At 62.0% G+C, this 17,975-nt stretch carries 17 protein-coding genes; 4 read left to right on the top strand and 13 right to left on the bottom strand.

Annotation, left to right across the window (positions count from 1 at the left end):
- From H0Z09_RS02080 to H0Z09_RS02070, 3 genes are all read right to left on the bottom strand, one after another.
- Entirely contained in the window at nucleotides 1-1,065 is a 1,065-nt protein-coding gene (locus H0Z09_RS02080) for a putative 2-aminoethylphosphonate ABC transporter ATP-binding protein (protein WP_186686681.1), read from the bottom strand.
- A 245-nt stretch (nucleotides 1,066-1,310) separates the two neighbouring features.
- Nucleotides 1,311-2,174 carry a LysR family transcriptional regulator gene (locus H0Z09_RS02075; protein WP_076951906.1) on the bottom strand — a complete coding sequence of 288 codons (864 nt, stop codon included), beginning with the start codon at nucleotides 2,172-2,174 and terminating at the stop codon, nucleotides 1,311-1,313.
- A 16-nt stretch (nucleotides 2,175-2,190) separates the two neighbouring features.
- Nucleotides 2,191-4,431: a heavy metal translocating P-type ATPase gene (locus tag H0Z09_RS02070; protein ID WP_186686680.1), complete on the bottom strand. Its 2,241-nt coding sequence runs from the start codon at nucleotides 4,429-4,431 to the stop codon at nucleotides 2,191-2,193.
- Between the two features lie 85 nt (nucleotides 4,432-4,516).
- Here H0Z09_RS02070 and cadR point away from each other — a divergent pair, with 85 nt between their 5' ends.
- Nucleotides 4,517-4,957, top strand: a complete 441-nt coding sequence (cadR, locus tag H0Z09_RS02065) for a Cd(II)/Pb(II)-responsive transcriptional regulator (protein WP_186686677.1) — start codon at nucleotides 4,517-4,519, stop codon at nucleotides 4,955-4,957.
- 154 nt (nucleotides 4,958-5,111) lie between these two features.
- On the opposite strand, the gene H0Z09_RS02060 is transcribed toward cadR, so the two are convergent.
- The 3 genes from H0Z09_RS02060 to H0Z09_RS02050 all read right to left on the bottom strand — a co-directional run bounded on the left by H0Z09_RS02060 (nucleotide 5,112) and on the right by H0Z09_RS02050 (nucleotide 7,675).
- Nucleotides 5,112-5,945 carry a thymidylate synthase gene (locus H0Z09_RS02060; RefSeq protein ID WP_015886389.1) on the bottom strand — a complete coding sequence of 278 codons (834 nt, stop codon included), beginning with the start codon at nucleotides 5,943-5,945 and terminating at the stop codon, nucleotides 5,112-5,114.
- Nucleotides 5,946-6,002: 57 nt separating this feature from the next.
- A complete protein-coding gene (gene lgt, locus H0Z09_RS02055; RefSeq protein WP_186686673.1) occupies nucleotides 6,003-6,815 on the bottom strand; it encodes a prolipoprotein diacylglyceryl transferase in 813 nt (270 codons plus the stop codon).
- Nucleotides 6,816-6,892: 77 nt separating this feature from the next.
- Complete coding sequence (locus H0Z09_RS02050; protein WP_186686671.1) at nucleotides 6,893-7,675, bottom strand: sulfite exporter TauE/SafE family protein; 783 nt, start codon at nucleotides 7,673-7,675, stop codon at nucleotides 6,893-6,895.
- A gap of 120 nt (nucleotides 7,676-7,795) precedes the next feature.
- Here H0Z09_RS02050 and H0Z09_RS02045 point away from each other — a divergent pair, with 120 nt between their 5' ends.
- Nucleotides 7,796-8,542 carry an NRDE family protein gene (locus H0Z09_RS02045; RefSeq protein WP_186686670.1) on the top strand — a complete coding sequence of 249 codons (747 nt, stop codon included), beginning with the start codon at nucleotides 7,796-7,798 and terminating at the stop codon, nucleotides 8,540-8,542.
- Between the two features lie 147 nt (nucleotides 8,543-8,689).
- On the opposite strand, the gene ptsP is transcribed toward H0Z09_RS02045, so the two are convergent.
- Nucleotides 8,690-10,969 (bottom strand): phosphoenolpyruvate--protein phosphotransferase, encoded by a 2,280-nt coding sequence (gene ptsP, locus H0Z09_RS02040; RefSeq protein ID WP_076951914.1) that lies wholly within the window; start codon nucleotides 10,967-10,969, stop codon nucleotides 8,690-8,692.
- 22 nt (nucleotides 10,970-10,991) lie between these two features.
- On the bottom strand, nucleotides 10,992-11,471 hold the full coding sequence (locus H0Z09_RS02035) for an RNA pyrophosphohydrolase (RefSeq protein ID WP_003176750.1): 480 nt from the start codon (nucleotides 11,469-11,471) through the stop codon (nucleotides 10,992-10,994).
- A gap of 143 nt (nucleotides 11,472-11,614) precedes the next feature.
- Between H0Z09_RS02035 and H0Z09_RS02030 the strand changes: the two genes are divergently transcribed.
- Nucleotides 11,615-12,271: an HAD family hydrolase gene (locus tag H0Z09_RS02030; protein WP_186686660.1), complete on the top strand. Its 657-nt coding sequence runs from the start codon at nucleotides 11,615-11,617 to the stop codon at nucleotides 12,269-12,271.
- A 112-nt stretch (nucleotides 12,272-12,383) separates the two neighbouring features.
- Here the strand turns inward: H0Z09_RS02030 and H0Z09_RS02025 are convergent, their stop codons facing one another.
- From H0Z09_RS02025 to ilvA, 4 genes are read right to left on the bottom strand one after another with little or no spacing between them, the layout of a single operon-like run.
- Entirely contained in the window at nucleotides 12,384-12,851 is a 468-nt protein-coding gene (locus H0Z09_RS02025) for a DUF2269 domain-containing protein (RefSeq protein ID WP_076951916.1), read from the bottom strand.
- Nucleotides 12,848-14,098 (bottom strand): SDR family oxidoreductase, encoded by a 1,251-nt coding sequence (locus tag H0Z09_RS02020; protein ID WP_186686657.1) that lies wholly within the window; start codon nucleotides 14,096-14,098, stop codon nucleotides 12,848-12,850. Before H0Z09_RS02020 ends, H0Z09_RS02025 begins: the two co-directional genes overlap by 4 nt.
- Before the next feature lie 9 nt (nucleotides 14,099-14,107).
- A complete protein-coding gene (locus H0Z09_RS02015) occupies nucleotides 14,108-14,521 on the bottom strand; it encodes a DUF2269 family protein (RefSeq protein WP_186686654.1) in 414 nt (137 codons plus the stop codon).
- 41 nt (nucleotides 14,522-14,562) lie between these two features.
- Nucleotides 14,563-16,077, bottom strand: a complete 1,515-nt coding sequence (gene ilvA / locus H0Z09_RS02010) for a threonine ammonia-lyase, biosynthetic (RefSeq protein WP_186686651.1) — start codon at nucleotides 16,075-16,077, stop codon at nucleotides 14,563-14,565.
- A 138-nt stretch (nucleotides 16,078-16,215) separates the two neighbouring features.
- Here ilvA and rpiA point away from each other — a divergent pair, with 138 nt between their 5' ends.
- Nucleotides 16,216-16,887, top strand: a complete 672-nt coding sequence (rpiA, locus tag H0Z09_RS02005; protein WP_186686648.1) for a ribose-5-phosphate isomerase RpiA — start codon at nucleotides 16,216-16,218, stop codon at nucleotides 16,885-16,887.
- Nucleotides 16,888-17,010: 123 nt separating this feature from the next.
- Here rpiA and H0Z09_RS02000 read toward each other — a convergent pair whose 3' ends face one another.
- Nucleotides 17,011-17,925, bottom strand: coding sequence for an SdiA-regulated domain-containing protein (locus H0Z09_RS02000; protein WP_186686633.1), 915 nt, complete (start codon nucleotides 17,923-17,925; stop codon nucleotides 17,011-17,013).
- Nucleotides 17,926-17,975 lie beyond the last annotated feature (50 nt).

The raw sequence follows: 17,975 nt of genomic DNA, 5'->3' as shown, positions 1-17,975 counted from the left end.
TCAGGCAAACACCTGCAGGCTGCTCGGCGGCAAAGCGACCCAGATGTCCTGGGCGCCCAGGCGCGGCAAAGCGTGCGGCGCCACCTCGGCCAGCAATGGATGGCCGGGCAATTGCTCCAGCTCAAAGCTCATGCGGCAGCGGTTGCCGAGAAAGGTGATCTCACGGACCTTGGCCGGGAACAGGTTTTCTTCATGCACCGGCGGGTTGACGTTGATGGCCTCGGGGCGGCAGAACAGACGGCCGGACGTGGCCACGCCGGCATCATTGGCCAGGCGCATGTTCATTCCGCCGACCTGGGCATGGCTGGCGCTGCTGCGGCTGAACGGCAGCCAGTTGCCCTGGCCGACAAACTCCGCCACGAACGGCGTGGCCGGGCGGTCGTAGATCTCCTGGGGCGTAGCGTATTGCTCGACCCTGCCGTTGTTCATCACGGCAATACGGTCGGCCATCAGCATGGCTTCGTCCTGGTTGTGGGTAACCATCAGCGTGGTGACGCCCAGACGCCGTTGCAGCTGGCGAAGCTCGGTGCATAGATGTTCGCGCACGCGGGCGTCGAGGGCCGACATCGGCTCATCCAGCAACAGCAATGAGGGCGCCGGCGCCAGCGCGCGGGCAAGCGCCACGCGTTGCTGCTGGCCGCCGGACAGCTGGCCGGGGTATTTCTTTTCGCTGCCGAGCAGGCCAACCAGTTCAAGCATCTGCCCGACGCGCTTGCGCATTTCGTCGCGGCCGCTGCCGGTGAGGCCATAGGCGATGTTTGCTTCGACCGTGAGGTTGGGAAACAACGCGTAGGACTGGAACAGAATGCCGTAGTCCCGCGCCTGTGGCGGCAGCAGGGATATGTCGCGGCTGCCCAGGTAAAGTTCACCGCTGTCCTGGCGCTCCAGGCCGGCGATGCAGCGCAGCAAGGTGGTCTTGCCGCAACCGGACGGCCCCAGCAGGCACACCAGCTCGCCGGCGGCGATGTCCAGGGAGACGTTATCCAGCGCGGTGAACGCGCCGAAGCGTTTCTGGATACTGCGCACCTTCATGGGCGCGCCGGGTTGGGTCAGGGCTGTGTTCATGGGGCACCTCATCAAACGGATGAGGGCCATGCTAGGCAGGCAATGCGTCGCTGGTGTGGCAGGAAGGCAAAAGGGGGTGATAGTGGTATTGGTGGATTTGTGTAGGACTTATAGAGACTGGTTGTCTGGTCTACCGTTTTCGCGAGCAAGCCCGCTCCCACATTTGATCCGGTTTCTTCAGGTAAACTCGGTCAACTGTGGGAGCGGGCTTGCTCGCGAAGAGGCCCTCAATGCCAGCCAAAAAATCAGAGCGGCGACATCTCTTGCGCCAGGCCGAGGAAAGCCGCCGGCAGCCGCGCACTTTTTCTTTCCTTGAGGCAGTACAAATACTCCGGAATCTGCGGCGCGTTCTCCAGGGTCAACACCCGCAACTGCGGATCATGCGGCACTTCCTGCCGCGCAATGATGCTGATGCCAATGTTGCGCAATACTGCCTCGCGGATCGACTCTCGACTGCCGATTTCCAACAACGGGCCGAAGCTCACACCGGCATCTTTCAACATGTCTTCAGTCAGGCGTCGCGTGGTGGACCCCACTTCGCGCATCAACAACGTATGCCCGGCGAGCGCGCTCAGCGGCACATGATCGAGCTTGGCCAGGGGATGGTTGCGATGCACCGCCAGCACCAGCGGGTCGGTGCCCAACACGCGGCGAACCAGGCGCGGGTCTTCCAGCAGTTGCGACGAGGCGGCGACATCGACGCGGTAATCGTCCAACGCTTCAAGCACCTGTTGAGAGTTGCCGATCTCTACCGACACCTCCACTTGCGGCAGGCGTTCGCGGAAGGCTTTGACCAGGTCAAGGATGTAATACGGCGCCGTCGCGGCAATGCGCAATGCCCCCTGAACCTGGCCATTGTTGCGCAGGAAGAACTCGATATCCGCTTCCTGCTGCAGCAGCGCCTTGACCATCGGCAGCAGGCGCGCACCGTCGTCGCTGACGGTGAGGCGGCGGCCGCCTCGGTAGAACAGCTCGACGCCGTACTGGCTTTCCAGGTTGCGGATCTGGGTGGTGACCGTGGGCTGGCTCAAGCCGAGTTTCTTCGCCGCCTGGGTAATGCTGCCCAGGCGGGCGACCATGAAAAACGCCTTCAGCTCAGCACTCAGCACACCACCCTCTCATCGGTCATTTGCGCAACAGGCGCAGGCCATTGAACACCACCAGCAGGGCCACGCCCATGTCGGCGAACACCGCCATCCACATGGTCGCCATGCCAAGGAAGGTGACCACCAGGAAAACCGCCTTGATCACCAACGCCAGGGCGATGTTCTGCTTGAGGATACTCGACGTTTGCCGGGAGAGCCGAATGAAAGCCGGGATCTTGCGCAAATCATCGTCCATCAGCGCGACGTCGGCGGTCTCGATGGCGGTGTCGGTACCGGCGGCGGCCATGGCAAAGCCGATCTCGGCGCGAGCCAGCGCCGGGGCGTCGTTGATGCCGTCGCCGACCATGCCTACGCGGCGGCCTTGGCTGTAAAGGGCTTCGATGGCGTGCAGCTTGTCGGTGGGCAACAAGTCGCCCTGGGCCTGGTCGATGCCGACCTGAGCCGCAATGGCTTGGGCGGTGTGGGTGTTGTCGCCGGTGAGCATCAGGGTCTTGATGCCCAGTTCGTGCAGTTGCCGGATGGCTTCACGGCTGCTGTCCTTGACCGTGTCGGCCACGGCGAACAGCGCCAGCGGGCCGGACTTGTCGAGCAGCAGCACCACGGACTTGCCTTGTTTTTCCAGGGCAAAGAGCTTTTCTTCCAGCGCTGGCGAGCACAGGCCCAGGTCTTCCACCAGGCGGTGGTTGCCCAAGTGATAGGTTTCACCGTTGATATCGCCGCGCACGCCGCGTCCGGGCAGGGCTTCGAAGTTATCCACAACGTGGCTCGGCAGGTTTTTATCCACAGCCGCATTGGCGATGGCCAGGGACACCGGATGGTCGGAGCGCCCGGCCAGGCTGGCGGCCAGGGCGGGCGCGCTGTCTTGCACATTCGGGAAAAGCGCCAGGTAATCGGTTTGCACCGGCTTGCCGTGGGTGAGGGTGCCGGTCTTGTCCAGGGCCAGGTAGTCGAGCTTGTAACCGCCCTCCAGGTACACGCCGCCCTTGATCAGGATGCCTTTGCGCGCCGCCGCCGCCAGGCCGCTGACGATGGTCACCGGGGTGGAAATCACCAGGGCGCAGGGGCATGCGACCACCAGCAGCACCAGGGCGCGGTAGATCCAGTCGAACCAGGCGCCCGCCATGAACAGGGGTGGAATCAACGCCACGCCCAATGCGAACAGGAACACGGCCGGGGTATAGATTCTCGAGAAACTGTCGACGAAACGCTGGGTCGGCGCCCGCGCGCCTTGGGCCTGTTCCACCGCGTGAATGATGCGCGCCAGGGTGGAGTTGTTGGCGGCCGCGATGACTTTATATTCCAGGGCGCCGGCCTGGTTGATGGTACCGGCGAAGACTTTATCGCCCACGCTCTTTTCAATCGGCAGGCTTTCACCGGTGATCGGCGCCTGGTCGATGGTGGACTGGCCGGCGGTGACCTCGCCGTCCAGGCCGATGCGTTCGCCGGGCCTTACCCGCACAATCGCGCCGAGATCAATGCCTTTGACCTCTTTTTCAACCCAAGAACCGTCCGCCTGTTGCACGGTGGCCTGTTCCGGCGTCATCTGCATCAAACCACTGATGGCGTTGCGCGCACGGTCCAGGGACTTGGCTTCGATCAATTCGGCCACGGTGAACAGGAACATCACCATGGCCGCTTCCGGCCACTGGCCGATCAGGATTGCGCCGGTCACGGCGATGCTCATCAGGGCATTGATGTTCAGGTTGAGGTTTTTCAGGGCAATCCAGCCCTTTTTATAGGTGGTGAGGCCGCCGCTGAGGATCGACACCAGCGCTACGACTGCGATCCCCCAGGTGGGCGCGGCGTTGGTGAAGTGCAGCACTTCAGCGCCGAGTGCGCCGACGCCGGACAACGCCAGCGGCCACCAATGTTTCTTGGCGACAGGCATGGCGGCGGGCGCGCCCTCTTCAAGCGGATCGGCTTGCATGCCCAGGGATTTGATGGCGTCGATGATCGGCGCGGTGCTCGGCAAGTCATGAGTGACGCCGAGGATGCGGTTGATCAGGTTGAATTCCAGTTGCTGCACGCCGGCGAGCTTGCCCAGTTTGTTCTGGATCAGCGTCTGCTCGGTGGGGCAGTCCATGGCTTCGATGCGGAACGTGCTCAGGCGCGCGCCGGCGGTGGGCGCTTCGCTCAGTTGCACCACCGCAGGAGCCGGGGTGCTGGAGCAGCACGAGCCGCCGTGGCCGTGGTTATGCACAGGCGTCAGCTTATTCTCGTCGTGGTCGTGTTTGTGCGGGGTGTGGATCGAATCGCTCATCAGGTCGCGTCCGTAAAGGTGCCTGTTGCCAAGTAAAGACCCTGTAGCCACTATAGGGTCAAGCACCCATTTGGAGATTGCTGCGATGAAGATCGGCGAACTGGCCAAACTCACCGACTGCCCGGTGGAAACCATCCGTTACTACGAGAAGGAAGCCCTGCTGCCGCCGCCGGCGCGCACCGACGCCAACTACCGCGTATACACCCAGGCACACACCGAACGGCTGATCTTCATCCGCAACTGCCGCAGCCTGGACATGACCCTGGAAGAAATCCGCAGCCTGCTCGGGCTACGCGACAGCCCCCAGGACCAGTGCGAAAGCGTGAATGCGTTGATCGATGAGCATATCCACCATGTGAAAGCGCGGATCGACGGACTGCTGGCGTTGCAGGAACAATTGCTGGACCTGCGCCAGCGCTGTGGTGGCGGGCCGGAGTGCGGGATTTTGCAGCGGCTGGAGGTCAGCGGGAGTGTGCAGGCCAGTGAAGCTGAGCCGTCACACGTGGGCAGAAGCCACGGCCACTGACTAATAATGGGGTGAAAACCCAATTCAAATGTGGGAGCGGGCTTGCTCGCGAATGCGGTGGATCAGTCGACATCTTCGGTGACTGACCCACCGCATTCGCGAGCAAGCCCGCTCCCACACAAGCCAGCTCCCACAGTTTTAACCGAGCTAGGCTTTAGATCGCCACGTCAGCCTTGATGCTTGGATCGGCGTCGTAGCCCACGATCTCGAAGTCTTCGAACTTATAGTCATAGATCGACGCAGGCTTACGCTTGATCACCAGTTCCGGCAGCTTCTTCGGCGTACGCGCCAGTTGGGTGCGGATCTGTTCCATATGGTTGCTGTAGGCGTGGGTGTCGCCGGTGGTGACGATGATCTCGTGGGGGATCAGGTCGCATTGCTGGGCCAGCATGTGGGTGAGCAGTGCCAGCGCGGCCGTGTTGTACGGCAAGCCGAGGAACACATCGGAGCTGCGGATGTACAGCTGCATCGACAGGTGACCGTCATGCACGAACGCCTGGTACAGCAGGTGGCACGGCGGCAAGGCCTGCTTGCCGTTGCGTGCGTTTTCCTGCGGGCTTTTGGTTTCGTCCGGCAGGTACTCGACGTTCCAGCCGTGGAACAGGATGCGGCGGCTGTTGGGGTTGGTCTTGAGCGTGTGCACCATGTAATCGATCTGGTTGATCGTGCCGCCGTCCTTGGTCGGCCAGGCGGTCCACTGCTCGCCGTACACCGGGCCCAGGTCGCCGTCTTCGGTGGCCCATTCGTCCCAGATTTTTACGCCGTTTTCGTTGAGCCACTTGATGTTGGTATTGCCACTCAACATCCAGATCAGCTCGTTGGCGATGCTTTTGAAATGAAGCTTCTTGGTGGTTAGCAGGGGGAAGCCGTCGGCCAGGTTATGCCGGTACTGACGGGCGAACACGGCCTTGGTGCCGGTGCCGGTGCGATCGCCCTTGGTCAGTCCGTTGGTCACGACGTCGTTCAGGAGTTCGAGATATTGCTTCATGTGTGTACCCGTATCGTTGAAGCCGAGGCTCTGGAGCAAAAGCCTCGGCATTCGAATTTAAAGCGCGGTGTTCTTGATCGCTTGCGGGCGATTGTACGCCCACCACAGCAGGCCCAGGCCGCCGAGGATCATCGGCAGGCTGAGGATCTGGCCCATGGTCACCCAACCGAACGCCAGGTAGCCCAACTGCGCATCCGGCACACGCACGAACTCGACGACAAAGCGGAAGATCCCGTAGAACAACGCGAACATGCCCGACACCGCCATGGTGGGCCGTGGCTTGCGCGAAAAGAGATACAGGATAAGGAACAGGGCCACGCCTTCCAACGCGAACTGGTAGAGCTGCGACGGATGGCGCGGCAGTTGCGCCGGGTCGCTGAACGGCGGGAAGACCATGGCCCATGGCACGTCGGTCGGCTTGCCCCACAATTCGGCATTGATGAAGTTGCCGATACGCCCGGCGCCCAGGCCGATCGGCACCATCGGTGCGATAAAGTCCATCAGTTGGAAGAACGACTTGCCATTGCGTCGGCCGAACCACCAGGCGGCGATCATCACGCCGATAAAGCCGCCGTGGAACGCCATGCCGCCCTTCCACACTTCGAAGATCAGCGTCGGGTTGGCGATGTAGGCGGAAAGATCGTAAAACAGCACATACCCCAGGCGCCCGCCGACAATCACGCCCATCGACAGCCAGAAAATCAGGTCGGAGAGTTTCTCCTTGGTCCAGGTCGGATCGAAACGGTTCAGGCGTCGGGAGGCCAGAAACCAGGCACCGCCGATGCCGACCAGGTACATCAGCCCGTACCAGTGGATTTTCAGCGGACCGATGGCCAGGGCCACCGGGTCGATCTGCGGGTAAGGCAGCATTGCGACTCCTCGTTAATCATTCGTTATAGCGACCGGACCATGCCCGGGCGCGATTAAGCCTGCATTACTCAGGTTGTTTAAAGCAAAAAATTGATGCCGACACAGAACAGCAGCCCGGCGAACAACCGCTTGAGCAAGCGCGGTGACAACCGATGCGCCAGACGTGCGCCGAAGCGGGCAAACACCATGCTGGTCAGGGCAATGCCCAACAGCGCCGGCAAATACACGAACCCTAGACTATGAGCGGGCAACAACGGGTCATGCCAGCCCAGAATCATGAAACTCAATGCGCTGGCCAGCGCGATCGGCAGGCCACAGGCGGATGAAGTGGCCACGGCCTGCTGCATCGGCACGCTGCGCCAGGTCAGGAACGGCACGGTCAGCGAGCCGCCGCCGATGCCGAAGATCGCCGAGGCCCAGCCTATAAACGTACCCGCCAGGGTCAGGCCGGCCTTGCCCGGCACCGTTCGGCTGGGGCTGGGCTTGACCTCCAGCGCAAGCTGCACGGCCACCAGCAAGGCAAACACACCGATGATCTTTTGCAGGTGAGGGCCGGAAATCGCCTCGGCGGTCAGCGCGCCAAAGCCTGCGCCGATCAGGATACCCACGGTCATCCACACAAATATCGGCCAACGCACCGCGCCACGCCGGTGATGCTCACGCACGGCATTCACCGAGGTAAAGATGATCGTTGCAAGCGAAGTGCCGACGGCCAGGTGGGTCAGCACCTGCGGGTCGAAGCCCTGCAAGGTGAAGCTGAACACCAGCACCGGCACGATGATGATCCCGCCGCCCACGCCAAACAGTCCGGCAAGCACACCCGCACAGGCGCCGAGCAGCAAATACAGCAGCAATTCCATGGGAGCCCCCGAACCAAGTCCGGCATGTTAACGGATGGAAGGCGCGCAACCCAACTGGAGACGATGGAACGCCTGTGCCTGAGTGGGTAAAGTGGCAAAAACACAAAGGGAAATCGCCTGATGTGCCTGATTGTATTCGCCTGGCGGCCGGGCCACGCCCAGCCGCTGATCGTTGCGGCCAACCGCGATGAGTTCTACGCCCGCCCCAGCCTGCCGCTGGCCCAGTGGCCGGATGCGCCGCACGTGTATGCCGGCCGCGACCAGGAAGCGGGCGGCACCTGGCTGGGGATGAGTGCCGACGGACGCTTCGCCGCCTTGACCAACATCCGCGACCCGCACCAGCCGCTGGCACGTAAATCACGCGGTGAGTTGGTGGCGCGGTTTCTCAGTGGTTCGCTGCCGATCGAGGATTATTTGGCCGATGTTAACGGCCGTTCGATCGAATATGCCGGGTTTAACCTGCTGGTGGGCACGCGGGATGAGTTGTGGCACTACAACGCCAATCAGACCGAACCCACGCGCTTGGAAGCCGGGGTGTATGGGCTGTCCAATGCCGGGCTGGACACGCCATGGCCCAAGCTGCTCAAGGCCAAGGCGGCGTTGAGCGAAGTACTGGAAGATCCACAACCTGAGGCGTTGCTGGCGATATTGAGTGATCCGCAGACGGCAGCGTTTGCCGAGCTGCCGGATACCGGCGTGGGCTTGGCGACGGAAAGCCTGTTGTCGAGCGTGTTTATCGCCAGCCCGAGTTACGGGACGCGGGCAAGTACGGTGTTGATTGTGAATGCCGACGGGACGCGGCAAATGGTGGAACGCAGTTTTGGGCCGCAGGGTGGGCGACTTGGCGAGGTAGAACTCAGCTTGTAGTGAGCGGGCTTGCCCCGCGCTGGGTGGCGAAGCCGCCCCAAAACCAGCTAACCGGCTCTATCTGAAAGCATGCGGTGATTGTATTAGGGCTGCTTCGCAGCCCAGCGCGGGGCAAGCCCGCTCACTACAAAAGCCCACCATCTGAAGTCAGAGGGTTTTCGCCGAGGCCGGGTTGATCATGCGCGTCAGCCCGAGGTTCTTCAGGGCCAGTTGCAACGAGCTGTGGATAACTTGCGGGTTGTCGATGGTCATCAGCTCCGCCAGCAGGTCCTTGGCCATGCTCAATTCAACCTGGCGCAACATCCACTTCACCTTTGGCAAATTGGTGGCGTTCATCGACAGACTGTCAAAGCCCATCGCCATCAACAGCACCGCCGCCGCCGGGTCGCCGGCCATTTCACCGCAGATGCTCACCGGCTTGCCTTCGGCATGGGCGTCGCGCACTACGTGTTGCAAGGCTTGCAGCACTGCCGGGTGCAAGTAGTCGTAAAGATCGGCCACCCGTGGGTTGTTGCGGTCCACGGCCAGCAGGTATTGGGTCAGGTCGTTGGAGCCCACCGACAGGAAGTCCACCTGCCGCGCCAGCTCCTTGGCCTGGTATACCGCCGCCGGGATTTCGATCATCACGCCAATCGGTGGCATCGGTACGTCGGCGCCTTCGTCGCGCACTTCGCCCCAGGCACGGTGAATCAGGTGCAGCGCCTCTTCCAGCTCATGGGTGCCGGAGATCATCGGCAGCAGGATGCGCAGGTTGTTCAGGCCTTCGCTGGCCTTGAGCATGGCGCGGGTCTGCACGAGGAAGATTTCAGGGTGGTCGAGGGTCACACGAATGCCGCGCCAGCCGAGGAAGGGGTTGTCTTCCTTGATCGGGAAATATGACAGTGACTTGTCGCCGCCGATGTCCAGGCTGCGCATGGTCACCGGCAACGGGTGGAAGGCTTGCAATTGCTCGCGATAAATCGCCAGCTGCTCCTTCTCGCTCGGGAAACGCTGGTTGATCATGAACGGCACTTCGGTGCGGTACAGGCCCACCCCTTCGGCTCCGCGCTGTTGCGCGCGGGCCACATCGGCGAGCAGGCCGGTGTTGACCAGCAGCGGCACACGGTGGCCATCGGTGGTCACGCACGGCAGCTCGCGCAATGAGTCCAGGCCCAGCGCCAGCTGTTTCTCTTCTTCAACCACTTCGGCGTACTGCTTGCGCAGCAGCTCGCTGGGGTTGGTGAAGACTTCGCCACGGTGGCCATCGACGATCATGTCGATGCCATCGACCTTGGAGTACGGCAGGTCCACCAGGCCCATCACCGTCGGGATGCCCATGGCCCGGGCCAGGATCGCGACGTGGGAGTTGCCCGAGCCGAGTACCGACACCAGGCCCACCAGTTTGCCTTCCGGCACTTCACCGAGCATGGTGGCCGTCAGCTCTTCACTGATCAGGATGGTGTTGTCGGGGTAGACCAGGTTGGTGGTGCGGTCTTCCTGCAGATAGGCCAGCAGACGGCGGCCGAGGTCGCGCACGTCCGAGGCGCGCTCGCGCAGGTAGGCGTCGTCCATCAATTCGAAACGGTTGACGTGATCGGTCACCACCTGGCGCAGCGCGCCCTGGGCCCACTGGCCGGTCTTGATCACGGTCTTGACTTCGTTACCCAGCGACGCGTCGTCGAGCATCATCTGATACACGTCGAACAGCGCGCGCTCTTCAGGACGCAACTGGGTCGCCAGCTTGGTCGACAGGTTGCGCATGTCGGCGCGCACGCCTTCCAGGGCGGTCTTGAACAGTTTGATTTCGGCGTCGATGTCTTTGACGGTCTTGTCCGGCACTACGTCCAGGTCCGCCGGCGGCAACATGACCACCGCCGTACCGACCGCAGCGCCCGGCGAACCCGGCACGCCCACGAATTTGGCCTCCTGGATGCCCTTGCCCTCGCGGCCCAGGCCACGGATCGAGCCCGTCGCTTCGGCGTGGGCGATAACCCCGGCCAATTGCGCGCTCATGGTGACCAGGAAGGCTTCTTCACCTTCGTCGAACTGGCGTCGCTCTTTTTGCTGGATGACCAACACGCCGACAACGCGACGGTGGTGAATGATCGGTGCGCCGAGAAACGAGGCGTAGCGCTCTTCGCCGGTTTCGGCAAAGTAGCGGTAACGCGGGTGATCGGCCGCGTGTTCAAGGTTCAGGGGTTCTTCACGCGTCCCCACCAGGCCCACCAGACCCTCGTTGGGCGCCATGCTGACCTTGCCGATAGAGCGTTTGTTCAGGCCCTCGGTGGCCATCAGCACAAAACGGTTGGTCTCGGGGTCCAGCAGGTAAACCGAGCAGACCTGGCTGCCCATGGCTTCCTTGACGCGCAACACAATAATCCCCAACGCCGCCTTGAGATCCTTGGCGGAGTTAACTTCCTGGACGATCTTGCGCAGCGTATTGAGCATGGCTCGGGGTCGAACTCCGTCGTCAGTCGCGCGCTAAAAGGCGCGGGGCAAGCTCTTTGAGCGCGCGACGATAAACCTCGCGCTTGAATGTCACCACCTGGCCTAACGGATACCAATAACTGACCCAGCGCCAGCCATCGAACTCCGGTTTACCGGTCAAATCCATCCGCACCCGCTGCTCGTTGGAGATCAGGCGCAGGAGAAACCATTTCTGCTTCTGGCCGATGCACAGCGGTTGGCTGTGGGTACGCACCAGGCGTTGCGGCAAACGATACCGCAACCAGCCACGGGTACAGGCCAGAATTTGCACATCTTCACGCTCAAGGCCGACTTCTTCATTCAACTCACGGTACAAGGCGTCTTCAGGGGTTTCGTCGGGGTTGATTCCGCCTTGAGGAAACTGCCAGGCATCTTGGTTGATTCGGCGAGCCCATAGCACCTGTCCGGCATCATTCGTAAGAATAATCCCGACATTAGGACGGAAACCATCGGGGTCGATCACGGCAACAACCTCGCAAACGCATGTCGCCGCATTGTTCCACAAAGGTTGTTCCAGCAGCAACGAGGCTTCTTACCTTATGTGCACTCTTGTGAAAAGACCGTATTCTGGACGCCTTTTTACAGACTTTTCAGCGAGTAACTGCAATGCGCCTGGCTTTATTCGACTTGGACAATACCCTTCTGGGCGGTGACAGTGACCACGCCTGGGGCGATTACCTGTGCGAACGCGGGATTCTCGACCCGGTGGCCTATAAAGCCCGCAACGATGAGTTCTACCAGGATTACCTCGCCGGCAAGCTGGATAACGCCGCCTACCTGAACTTTTGCCTGGAAATCCTCGGCCGCACCGAGATGGCCCAGCTCGATGAGTGGCACAACGACTATATGCGCGACTGCATCGAACCGATCATGTTGCCGCGGGCTGTGGAACTGCTGGCCAAGCACCGCGCCGCCGGTGACAAGCTGGTGATCATCACCGCCACCAACCGTTTCGTCACCGCGCCAATTGCCGCACGCCTGGGCGTGGACACCCTGATCGCCACCGAGTGCGAGATGGAAAACGGCCGCTATACCGGGCGCAGCACTGATGTGCCATGCTTTCGTGAGGGCAAGGTGACGCGGCTGAACCGCTGGCTGGAAGAAACCGGCTTCAGTCTGGAAGACAGCTATTTCTACAGCGACTCGATGAATGACCTGCCGCTGCTGGAGCAGGTAACTCATCCGGTGGCGGTGGATCCGGATCCGAGTCTGCGGGCTGAGGCGCAGAAGCGCGGCTGGCCCGTGATTACGCTGCGCGGCTGATAATGCCTTCGCGAGCAAGCCCGCTCCCACATTCGACCGAGTCTCCCTGAAGAAATCGGCTCGAATGTGGGAGCGGGCTTGCTCGCGAATGAAGTCGACTCGGTCCAATGCCTTACATGGGCTTGGCCACCATCAAATAGAAAATCACCATGAATGCCAGGAACGCCGGCCACCCCAGGCCAAACCACCAGCGCATATAAGTCGCCGCCTTGAGCGGCATCGCCGTGCCTTCCCTCAGCGCCTGCTCCGCCATTTTGTGCACACGAATCTGCAACCACACCACCGGCAGCCAGCAGATCCCCGCCAGCACGTACAACCCGAACGTCCATTGCAGCCAACTCTGCTGCAACGACCACCCCGCCAGGTGCATCAAGCCGATACCGCTCAACGGCTGGAACACCGCCGTGGTCGCGGTAAACGCCCAGTCGGCGAACACCAGGTGCTTGAAGGTCACGGCGATGACTTCCACCTTGCCGCTGCGCCAGGCGCGCAGCGCGTAGTAGGCCGAGCCCGCGCCCAGGCCGAACAGGACGGTGGATGACAGGATATGCAGGGTTTTCAACAGCAGGTAAGCGCTCATCGACGGGGCTCAGTCCAAAATAGCCATAAAGTGGCCACCATCAACACCAGGTTCTTGGCGACGGCGGCATAGGGGTCGAACCAGTACTGGGGCAAAATCAAGCTGATGCATAGGGTGTAACCGGTCATCAGCAGCAGTTGCAACATCAGGGCTGTGCGCCGCCAGCGCCGGACCAGCAGCCCCAGGCCCAGCAGAGCATCGCACAGCGCACCGCCGATCACGGCCAGCATCGCCCAGGCACCGTGCACGCCGGCTTGCGCCATGATGCGCAAGCCCCAGTCGTATCCCGGCCCCAGGCACACGGCTGCGGTGCCCAGCCAGATCAGCACCAGCACCGCCAGCATCAGGGGCCGGATCGTGAGCTGGCTGCTCACGGCCGCTGTCGGCCAGCCCTGCAAACGCGAGGACAACGGCGCCGCCGAATAGCCGCAGACCGAAGCCAGCACCTCGGGGTCGGCCACGTTGTCCTGTTGCGCCAGGGTGATACTTTGTCTGTTGAGCGCGCGCCAACCCAGGCGGTCGCCCATCCAGCCGCCCAATTTCAGCAACGGGGCTTGCACGTATCGACCCGGCCCCCAGCCTTGGGCGGCGCGCAAATGATCGATGACCTGGCTCAGCCGCATCGGTTCAGGCCCCACCAAGGGCAATACCATCGATTCGGCAGGCCAGCGGCGCAGCAGCGCCAGCACGGCACCGACCACGTCATCGATATGCACCGGTTGCAGGTGGGCCTTGAGGTCCAGCAGCGGGATCAGCGGCCAGGGCGAAAGCGCGGCGAGCCAGGCGCTGCTGGCGCCGCCCTCACCCACCACCAATGAGGGGCGCAGCACCACTGAATGGATGTTCAGGCCGAGCAGGTAATCGTCAGCTACGCCTTTACTGGCAAGAAAAGGCACGTCGGCCTGCGTTGAGGCGCCCAAGGCCGATATCTGCAGGACCCGAACGCCACGCCGCGCCGCCAGATCAAACAACGCGCAAGTGCCCCGATCCTGCACCCGACTTAATTCGGCCGCATCCACGCTCAGCAGACCGGCTGCATTGATCAATACATCAACGGACTCGGGAAAGTTGAAAGCTTCGGGGTCAGTAGCCAGCAGGCCCAGATCCAGCGAGCGCCACTGCACCCCAGGCCAATCCTGGCCTCGAGGCTCGCGACAGGTTGCAATCACGCGGTGCCCCGCTTGCTGCAAGGCCCGCAGCAGGTGGCCTCCGACAAACCCGGTGGCGCCCACCAGAAGAATGTTCATGACACTCCTTTAGACCGGTTTGGCACCCATCAACCCGGCAATCGCCACAAAACCCACCAGGCTGACCACCGCCAGCACGAGGGTGAAATTCAGGCTGCCGCCCTCGCCCTTGCGCAGCCGATTGAGCCGCGCCACCAGCCAGAACCACGCCAGCGCCGCTACGGTGTAAAGGATGCTGGACCCCAGGATCCAGGTCTGCCCCAACGGCCAGCCAACAAGGTGCACCAGCCACCAGCCGGTGAACGGCATGCTGACCAGGCAAACGCCCATCAATAACCAGATGAAGGCCCACGGCCGCTGCACCATCACCGCCGCGCCGGCGCTGCGTTTGCGCCAGGCCAGCAACGCCAGGCCAAGGCCACTGAGCAACAACAACACGGTGGCCGCGATGTGGATAACTTTCAGGGTGGTCAGGGTTTCCATGTGTCACTTTCCTTAAAGGCCGTCCCCACCAGCGTAGTCGCTCAGCCGAGGAACAGGGTGTAGGCCGGGTTATCGCTTTCATCCCAGTAAGGGTAGCCAATCGCTTCCAGCGCGGCCGGTACCAGGTGACGCTCGTGCGCCGGCACTTGCAGGCCGGCGACCACACGGCCATCGGCTGCGCCGTGGTTGCGATAGTGGAACATCGAGATGTTCCAGCGCCCGCCCAATTTGTTAAGAAAGTTGAACAAGGCACCCGGGCGCTCCGGGAATTCGAAGCGAAACACCACTTCATCACTGACCTTGGCCGCGTGCCCGCCGACCATATGACGGATGTGCAACTTGGCCAGTTCATTTTCAGTCAGGTCCAGCACCGGGAAACCCTGGCTGGTAAGGCTGGCGATCAGCGCGCTGCGTGGGTCGTTTTCCGGGTGCGTCTGCACGCCGACGAAAATGTGCGCCTCGCTGCCGGTGTGGTAGCGGTAGTTGAATTCGGTGATCTGGCGCTTGCCCACGGCCTCGCAGAAGGCCTTGAAGCTGCCGGGTTTCTCGGGGATGGTGACGGCGATGATAGCTTCGCGCCCTTCACCCAGCTCGGCGCGCTCGGCCACATGGCGCAGGCGATCGAAGTTGACGTTGGCACCGGAGTCGATGGCCACCAGCGTCTGCCCCGTAACGCCGCGGGTCTCGACGTACTTCTTGATACCGGCCACACCCAATGCCCCTGCCGGCTCAGTGATGGAACGGGTATCGTCATAGATGTCCTTGATCGCCGCACAGATTTCATCGGTGCTCACGGTGATCACTTCATCGACATAGTCTTTGCAGATTTCAAAGGTGTAATGGCCGATCTGCGCCACCGCCACACCATCCGCAAACAGGCCCACGGTCGGCAGCACCACGCGCTCGCCCGCCGCCATGGCGAGCTGCAGGCAGTTGGAATCGTCCGGTTCGACGCCGATGATCTTGATCTCCGGGCGCAGGTATTTCACATACGCCGCGATACCGGCGATCAGCCCGCCGCCGCCCACCGGCACGAAGATCGCGTCCAGCGGCCCTGGGTGCTGGCGCAGGATTTCCATCGCCACGGTGCCCTGCCCGGCAATGGTGTGCGGATCATCGTAGGGGTGAATGTAGACGTAGCCTTTTTCGTCGACCAGCTTCAGCGAATAGGCCAAGGCTTCCGGGAAGGAATCGCCATGCAGCACCACTTTGCCGCCACGGGAGCGCACGCCTTCGACCTTGATCTCCGGCGTGGTCTTGGGCATCACGATGGTGGCCTTGACCCCCAGCACTTTGGCCGCCAGGGCCAGGCCCTGGGCGTGGTTGCCCGCCGAAGCCGTGACTACGCCGCGCGCACGCTCTTCACCGGTCAGTTGGGTCAGCTTGTTGTAGGCGCCGCGAATCTTGAACGAGAACACCGGCTGCAAGTCTTCACGCTTGAGCCAGACCTTGTTGCCCAGCCGCTCGGAAAGCTGGCGGGCGGTCTGCAAAGGGGTTTCTACGGCAACGTCGTAAACGCGCGAGGTGAGGATCTTTTTGACGTAGTGTTCAAGCATCGGCGCAGGTTCACTTGGGCGGGTTGGACAGGGCCAGGGAGTCTAACCCAGCGTTTGGCCGGGCGACCACACGAATCCCGAGGTTTTGTTGGGTTATACTCGCGCCCCCCTTTAGTTCCCGCCCGTTCCGGAGCCCGCATGACCCAGGATCAACTCAAACAGGCAGTGGCCCAGGCCGCTGTCGATTTAATCCTTCCCAAACTCGACGACAAGAGCGTCGTCGGCGTCGGCACCGGCTCCACCGCCAACTGCTTCATCGATGCGCTGGCCAAACACAAAGGCGCGTTCGACGGCGCCGTGGCCAGCTCCGAAGCCACCGCCGCGCGCCTCAAAGGGCATGGCATTCCGGTGTACGAGCTCAACACCGTGAGCGACCTGGAGTTCTACGTCGACGGCGCCGATGAAAGCGACGAACACCTGAACCTGATCAAGGGCGGCGGCGCGGCCCTGACCCGCGAGAAGATCGTCGCGGCCGTGGCCAAGACCTTTATCTGCATCGCCGACGCCAGCAAGCTGGTGCCGGTACTCGGCGCGTTCCCGCTGCCGGTGGAAGTGATCCCGATGGCCCGCAGTCACGTGGCCCGCGAGCTGGTGAAATTGGGGGGGGACCCGGTGTACCGCGAAGGCGTGTTGACCGACAACGGCAACATCATCCTCGACGTGTTCAACATGCAGATCACCGATCCGGTGAAGCTGGAGACGCAGATCAACGCGATCGTCGGCGTGGTCACCAACGGCCTGTTTGCCGCGCGCCCTGCCGACGTCCTGCTGCTCGGCACATCTGAAGGCGTCAAAACCCTCAAGGCCTGATGCAAATCGGCTGTGCTTTTGTGGGAGCTGGCTTGCCTGCGATGCAGTCACCTCGGTCTGTCAGTCTAACCGGGGCGATGCCATCGCAGGCAAGCCAGCTCCCACAGGGGTTCAGCAGTGTGCTCAGGAATCCGGTTTTTTGAACACGTAAAACAAGTTCGGCTCGCTGGTCAGGTACAAGTTACCGTCATCATCCATCGCGATCCCTTCCGCCTGGGGCACGCGCTTTTTCAGGCCATGGCGCCCGTTCAGCAGTGACAGACTGCTTAGCGGGCGACCGTCGATATCCAGCTCCAATACCAGGAACGACTCATCCGACAGCGCCAACAAATGGCCGCTGCGTTCATCGTATTGCAGGCTCGACAGGTCGCGCACAAACAACCCGGCGTCACGCTTGGGGTTGTTGATCACATGCACCGAGTAGGTTTTTTCCGGCTTGAAATGGGGGAAACCGTGGACCTCGTAGATCAACATCGGGTCGCGCTCCTTGGCCACGAACAAGCGCTTGCCCACCGAGTCATAGGCCAGGCCTTCAAAGCCTTTATTGCCGCCAACGTGCAGGCCCAGGGTCATTTGCTCCGCATCGGCGGCATCGAGAAACTGCGTGTCGTCATCCACATGCACCTTGATCAGGCGCTGCTGGCGTTCATCGCTGATGACATAGATGTTGTCGCTGATAAATTCCACTGCTTCGGCATCGCCAAACCCCACCAAGGGAATGCGTCGCAGAATCTTGCCCTCCAGGGACAGCTCGATCAGCTCGGCATTTTTATTGGTGACGGTAAACAGGCTTTTGCGCACCGGGTCGTAGGTCAGGGCCGAAACATCGTCATTGAGCCCTTCGATTACCTGGGCCTCGATGGCCACACGGTAATCCGCCAGGCCAATGGAACGCTCATTGGCCGGCTGGCGCCACGCTTGCCAGTTGAACCAGGCGCGCTCGAACAGGCGAAAGTGCTGCGCAACGACCCCGGCGCTGACCAGGGCGATCAGCGCAAGAAGAAAGAAAATGGGTTTGGGGCGGGCTAGTCGTCGCATTGGGCGGGCTCAAAATCAAAAGTGGCGAATGAATATCACGCCTGTCTGAA

Origin of the sequence: Pseudomonas sp. SWRI18 (assembly GCF_014268345.1) — a bacterium.
Classification (GTDB): Bacteria; Pseudomonadota; Gammaproteobacteria; order Pseudomonadales; family Pseudomonadaceae; genus Aquipseudomonas; species Aquipseudomonas cedrina.
Note: the sequence above shows the minus strand (reverse complement) of the source record. Positions and strands in the feature narration are given on the sequence as shown.

Excerpts from the sequence above, each read along its gene's own strand:
- H0Z09_RS02080 (WP_186686681.1), bottom strand. The coding sequence starts at position 1,065 with ATGAACACAGCCCTGACCCAACCCGGCGCGCCCATGAAGGTGCGCAGT.
- H0Z09_RS02070 (WP_186686680.1), bottom strand. The coding sequence starts at position 4,431 with ATGAGCGATTCGATCCACACCCCGCACAAACACGACCACGACGAGAAT.
- cadR (WP_186686677.1), top strand. The coding sequence starts at position 4,517 with ATGAAGATCGGCGAACTGGCCAAACTCACCGACTGCCCGGTGGAAACC.
- H0Z09_RS02060 (WP_015886389.1), bottom strand. The coding sequence starts at position 5,945 with ATGAAGCAATATCTCGAACTCCTGAACGACGTCGTGACCAACGGACTG.
- lgt (WP_186686673.1), bottom strand. The coding sequence starts at position 6,815 with ATGCTGCCTTACCCGCAGATCGACCCGGTGGCCCTGGCCATCGGTCCG.
- H0Z09_RS02050 (WP_186686671.1), bottom strand. The coding sequence starts at position 7,675 with ATGGAATTGCTGCTGTATTTGCTGCTCGGCGCCTGTGCGGGTGTGCTT.
- H0Z09_RS02045 (WP_186686670.1), top strand. The coding sequence starts at position 7,796 with ATGTGCCTGATTGTATTCGCCTGGCGGCCGGGCCACGCCCAGCCGCTG.
- ptsP (WP_076951914.1), bottom strand. The coding sequence starts at position 10,969 with ATGCTCAATACGCTGCGCAAGATCGTCCAGGAAGTTAACTCCGCCAAG.
- H0Z09_RS02030 (WP_186686660.1), top strand. The coding sequence starts at position 11,615 with ATGCGCCTGGCTTTATTCGACTTGGACAATACCCTTCTGGGCGGTGAC.
- H0Z09_RS02025 (WP_076951916.1), bottom strand. The coding sequence starts at position 12,851 with ATGAGCGCTTACCTGCTGTTGAAAACCCTGCATATCCTGTCATCCACC.
- H0Z09_RS02020 (WP_186686657.1), bottom strand. The coding sequence starts at position 14,098 with ATGAACATTCTTCTGGTGGGCGCCACCGGGTTTGTCGGAGGCCACCTG.
- H0Z09_RS02015 (WP_186686654.1), bottom strand. The coding sequence starts at position 14,521 with ATGGAAACCCTGACCACCCTGAAAGTTATCCACATCGCGGCCACCGTG.
- ilvA (WP_186686651.1), bottom strand. The coding sequence starts at position 16,077 with ATGCTTGAACACTACGTCAAAAAGATCCTCACCTCGCGCGTTTACGAC.
- rpiA (WP_186686648.1), top strand. The coding sequence starts at position 16,216 with ATGACCCAGGATCAACTCAAACAGGCAGTGGCCCAGGCCGCTGTCGAT.
- H0Z09_RS02000 (WP_186686633.1), bottom strand. The coding sequence starts at position 17,925 with ATGCGACGACTAGCCCGCCCCAAACCCATTTTCTTTCTTCTTGCGCTG.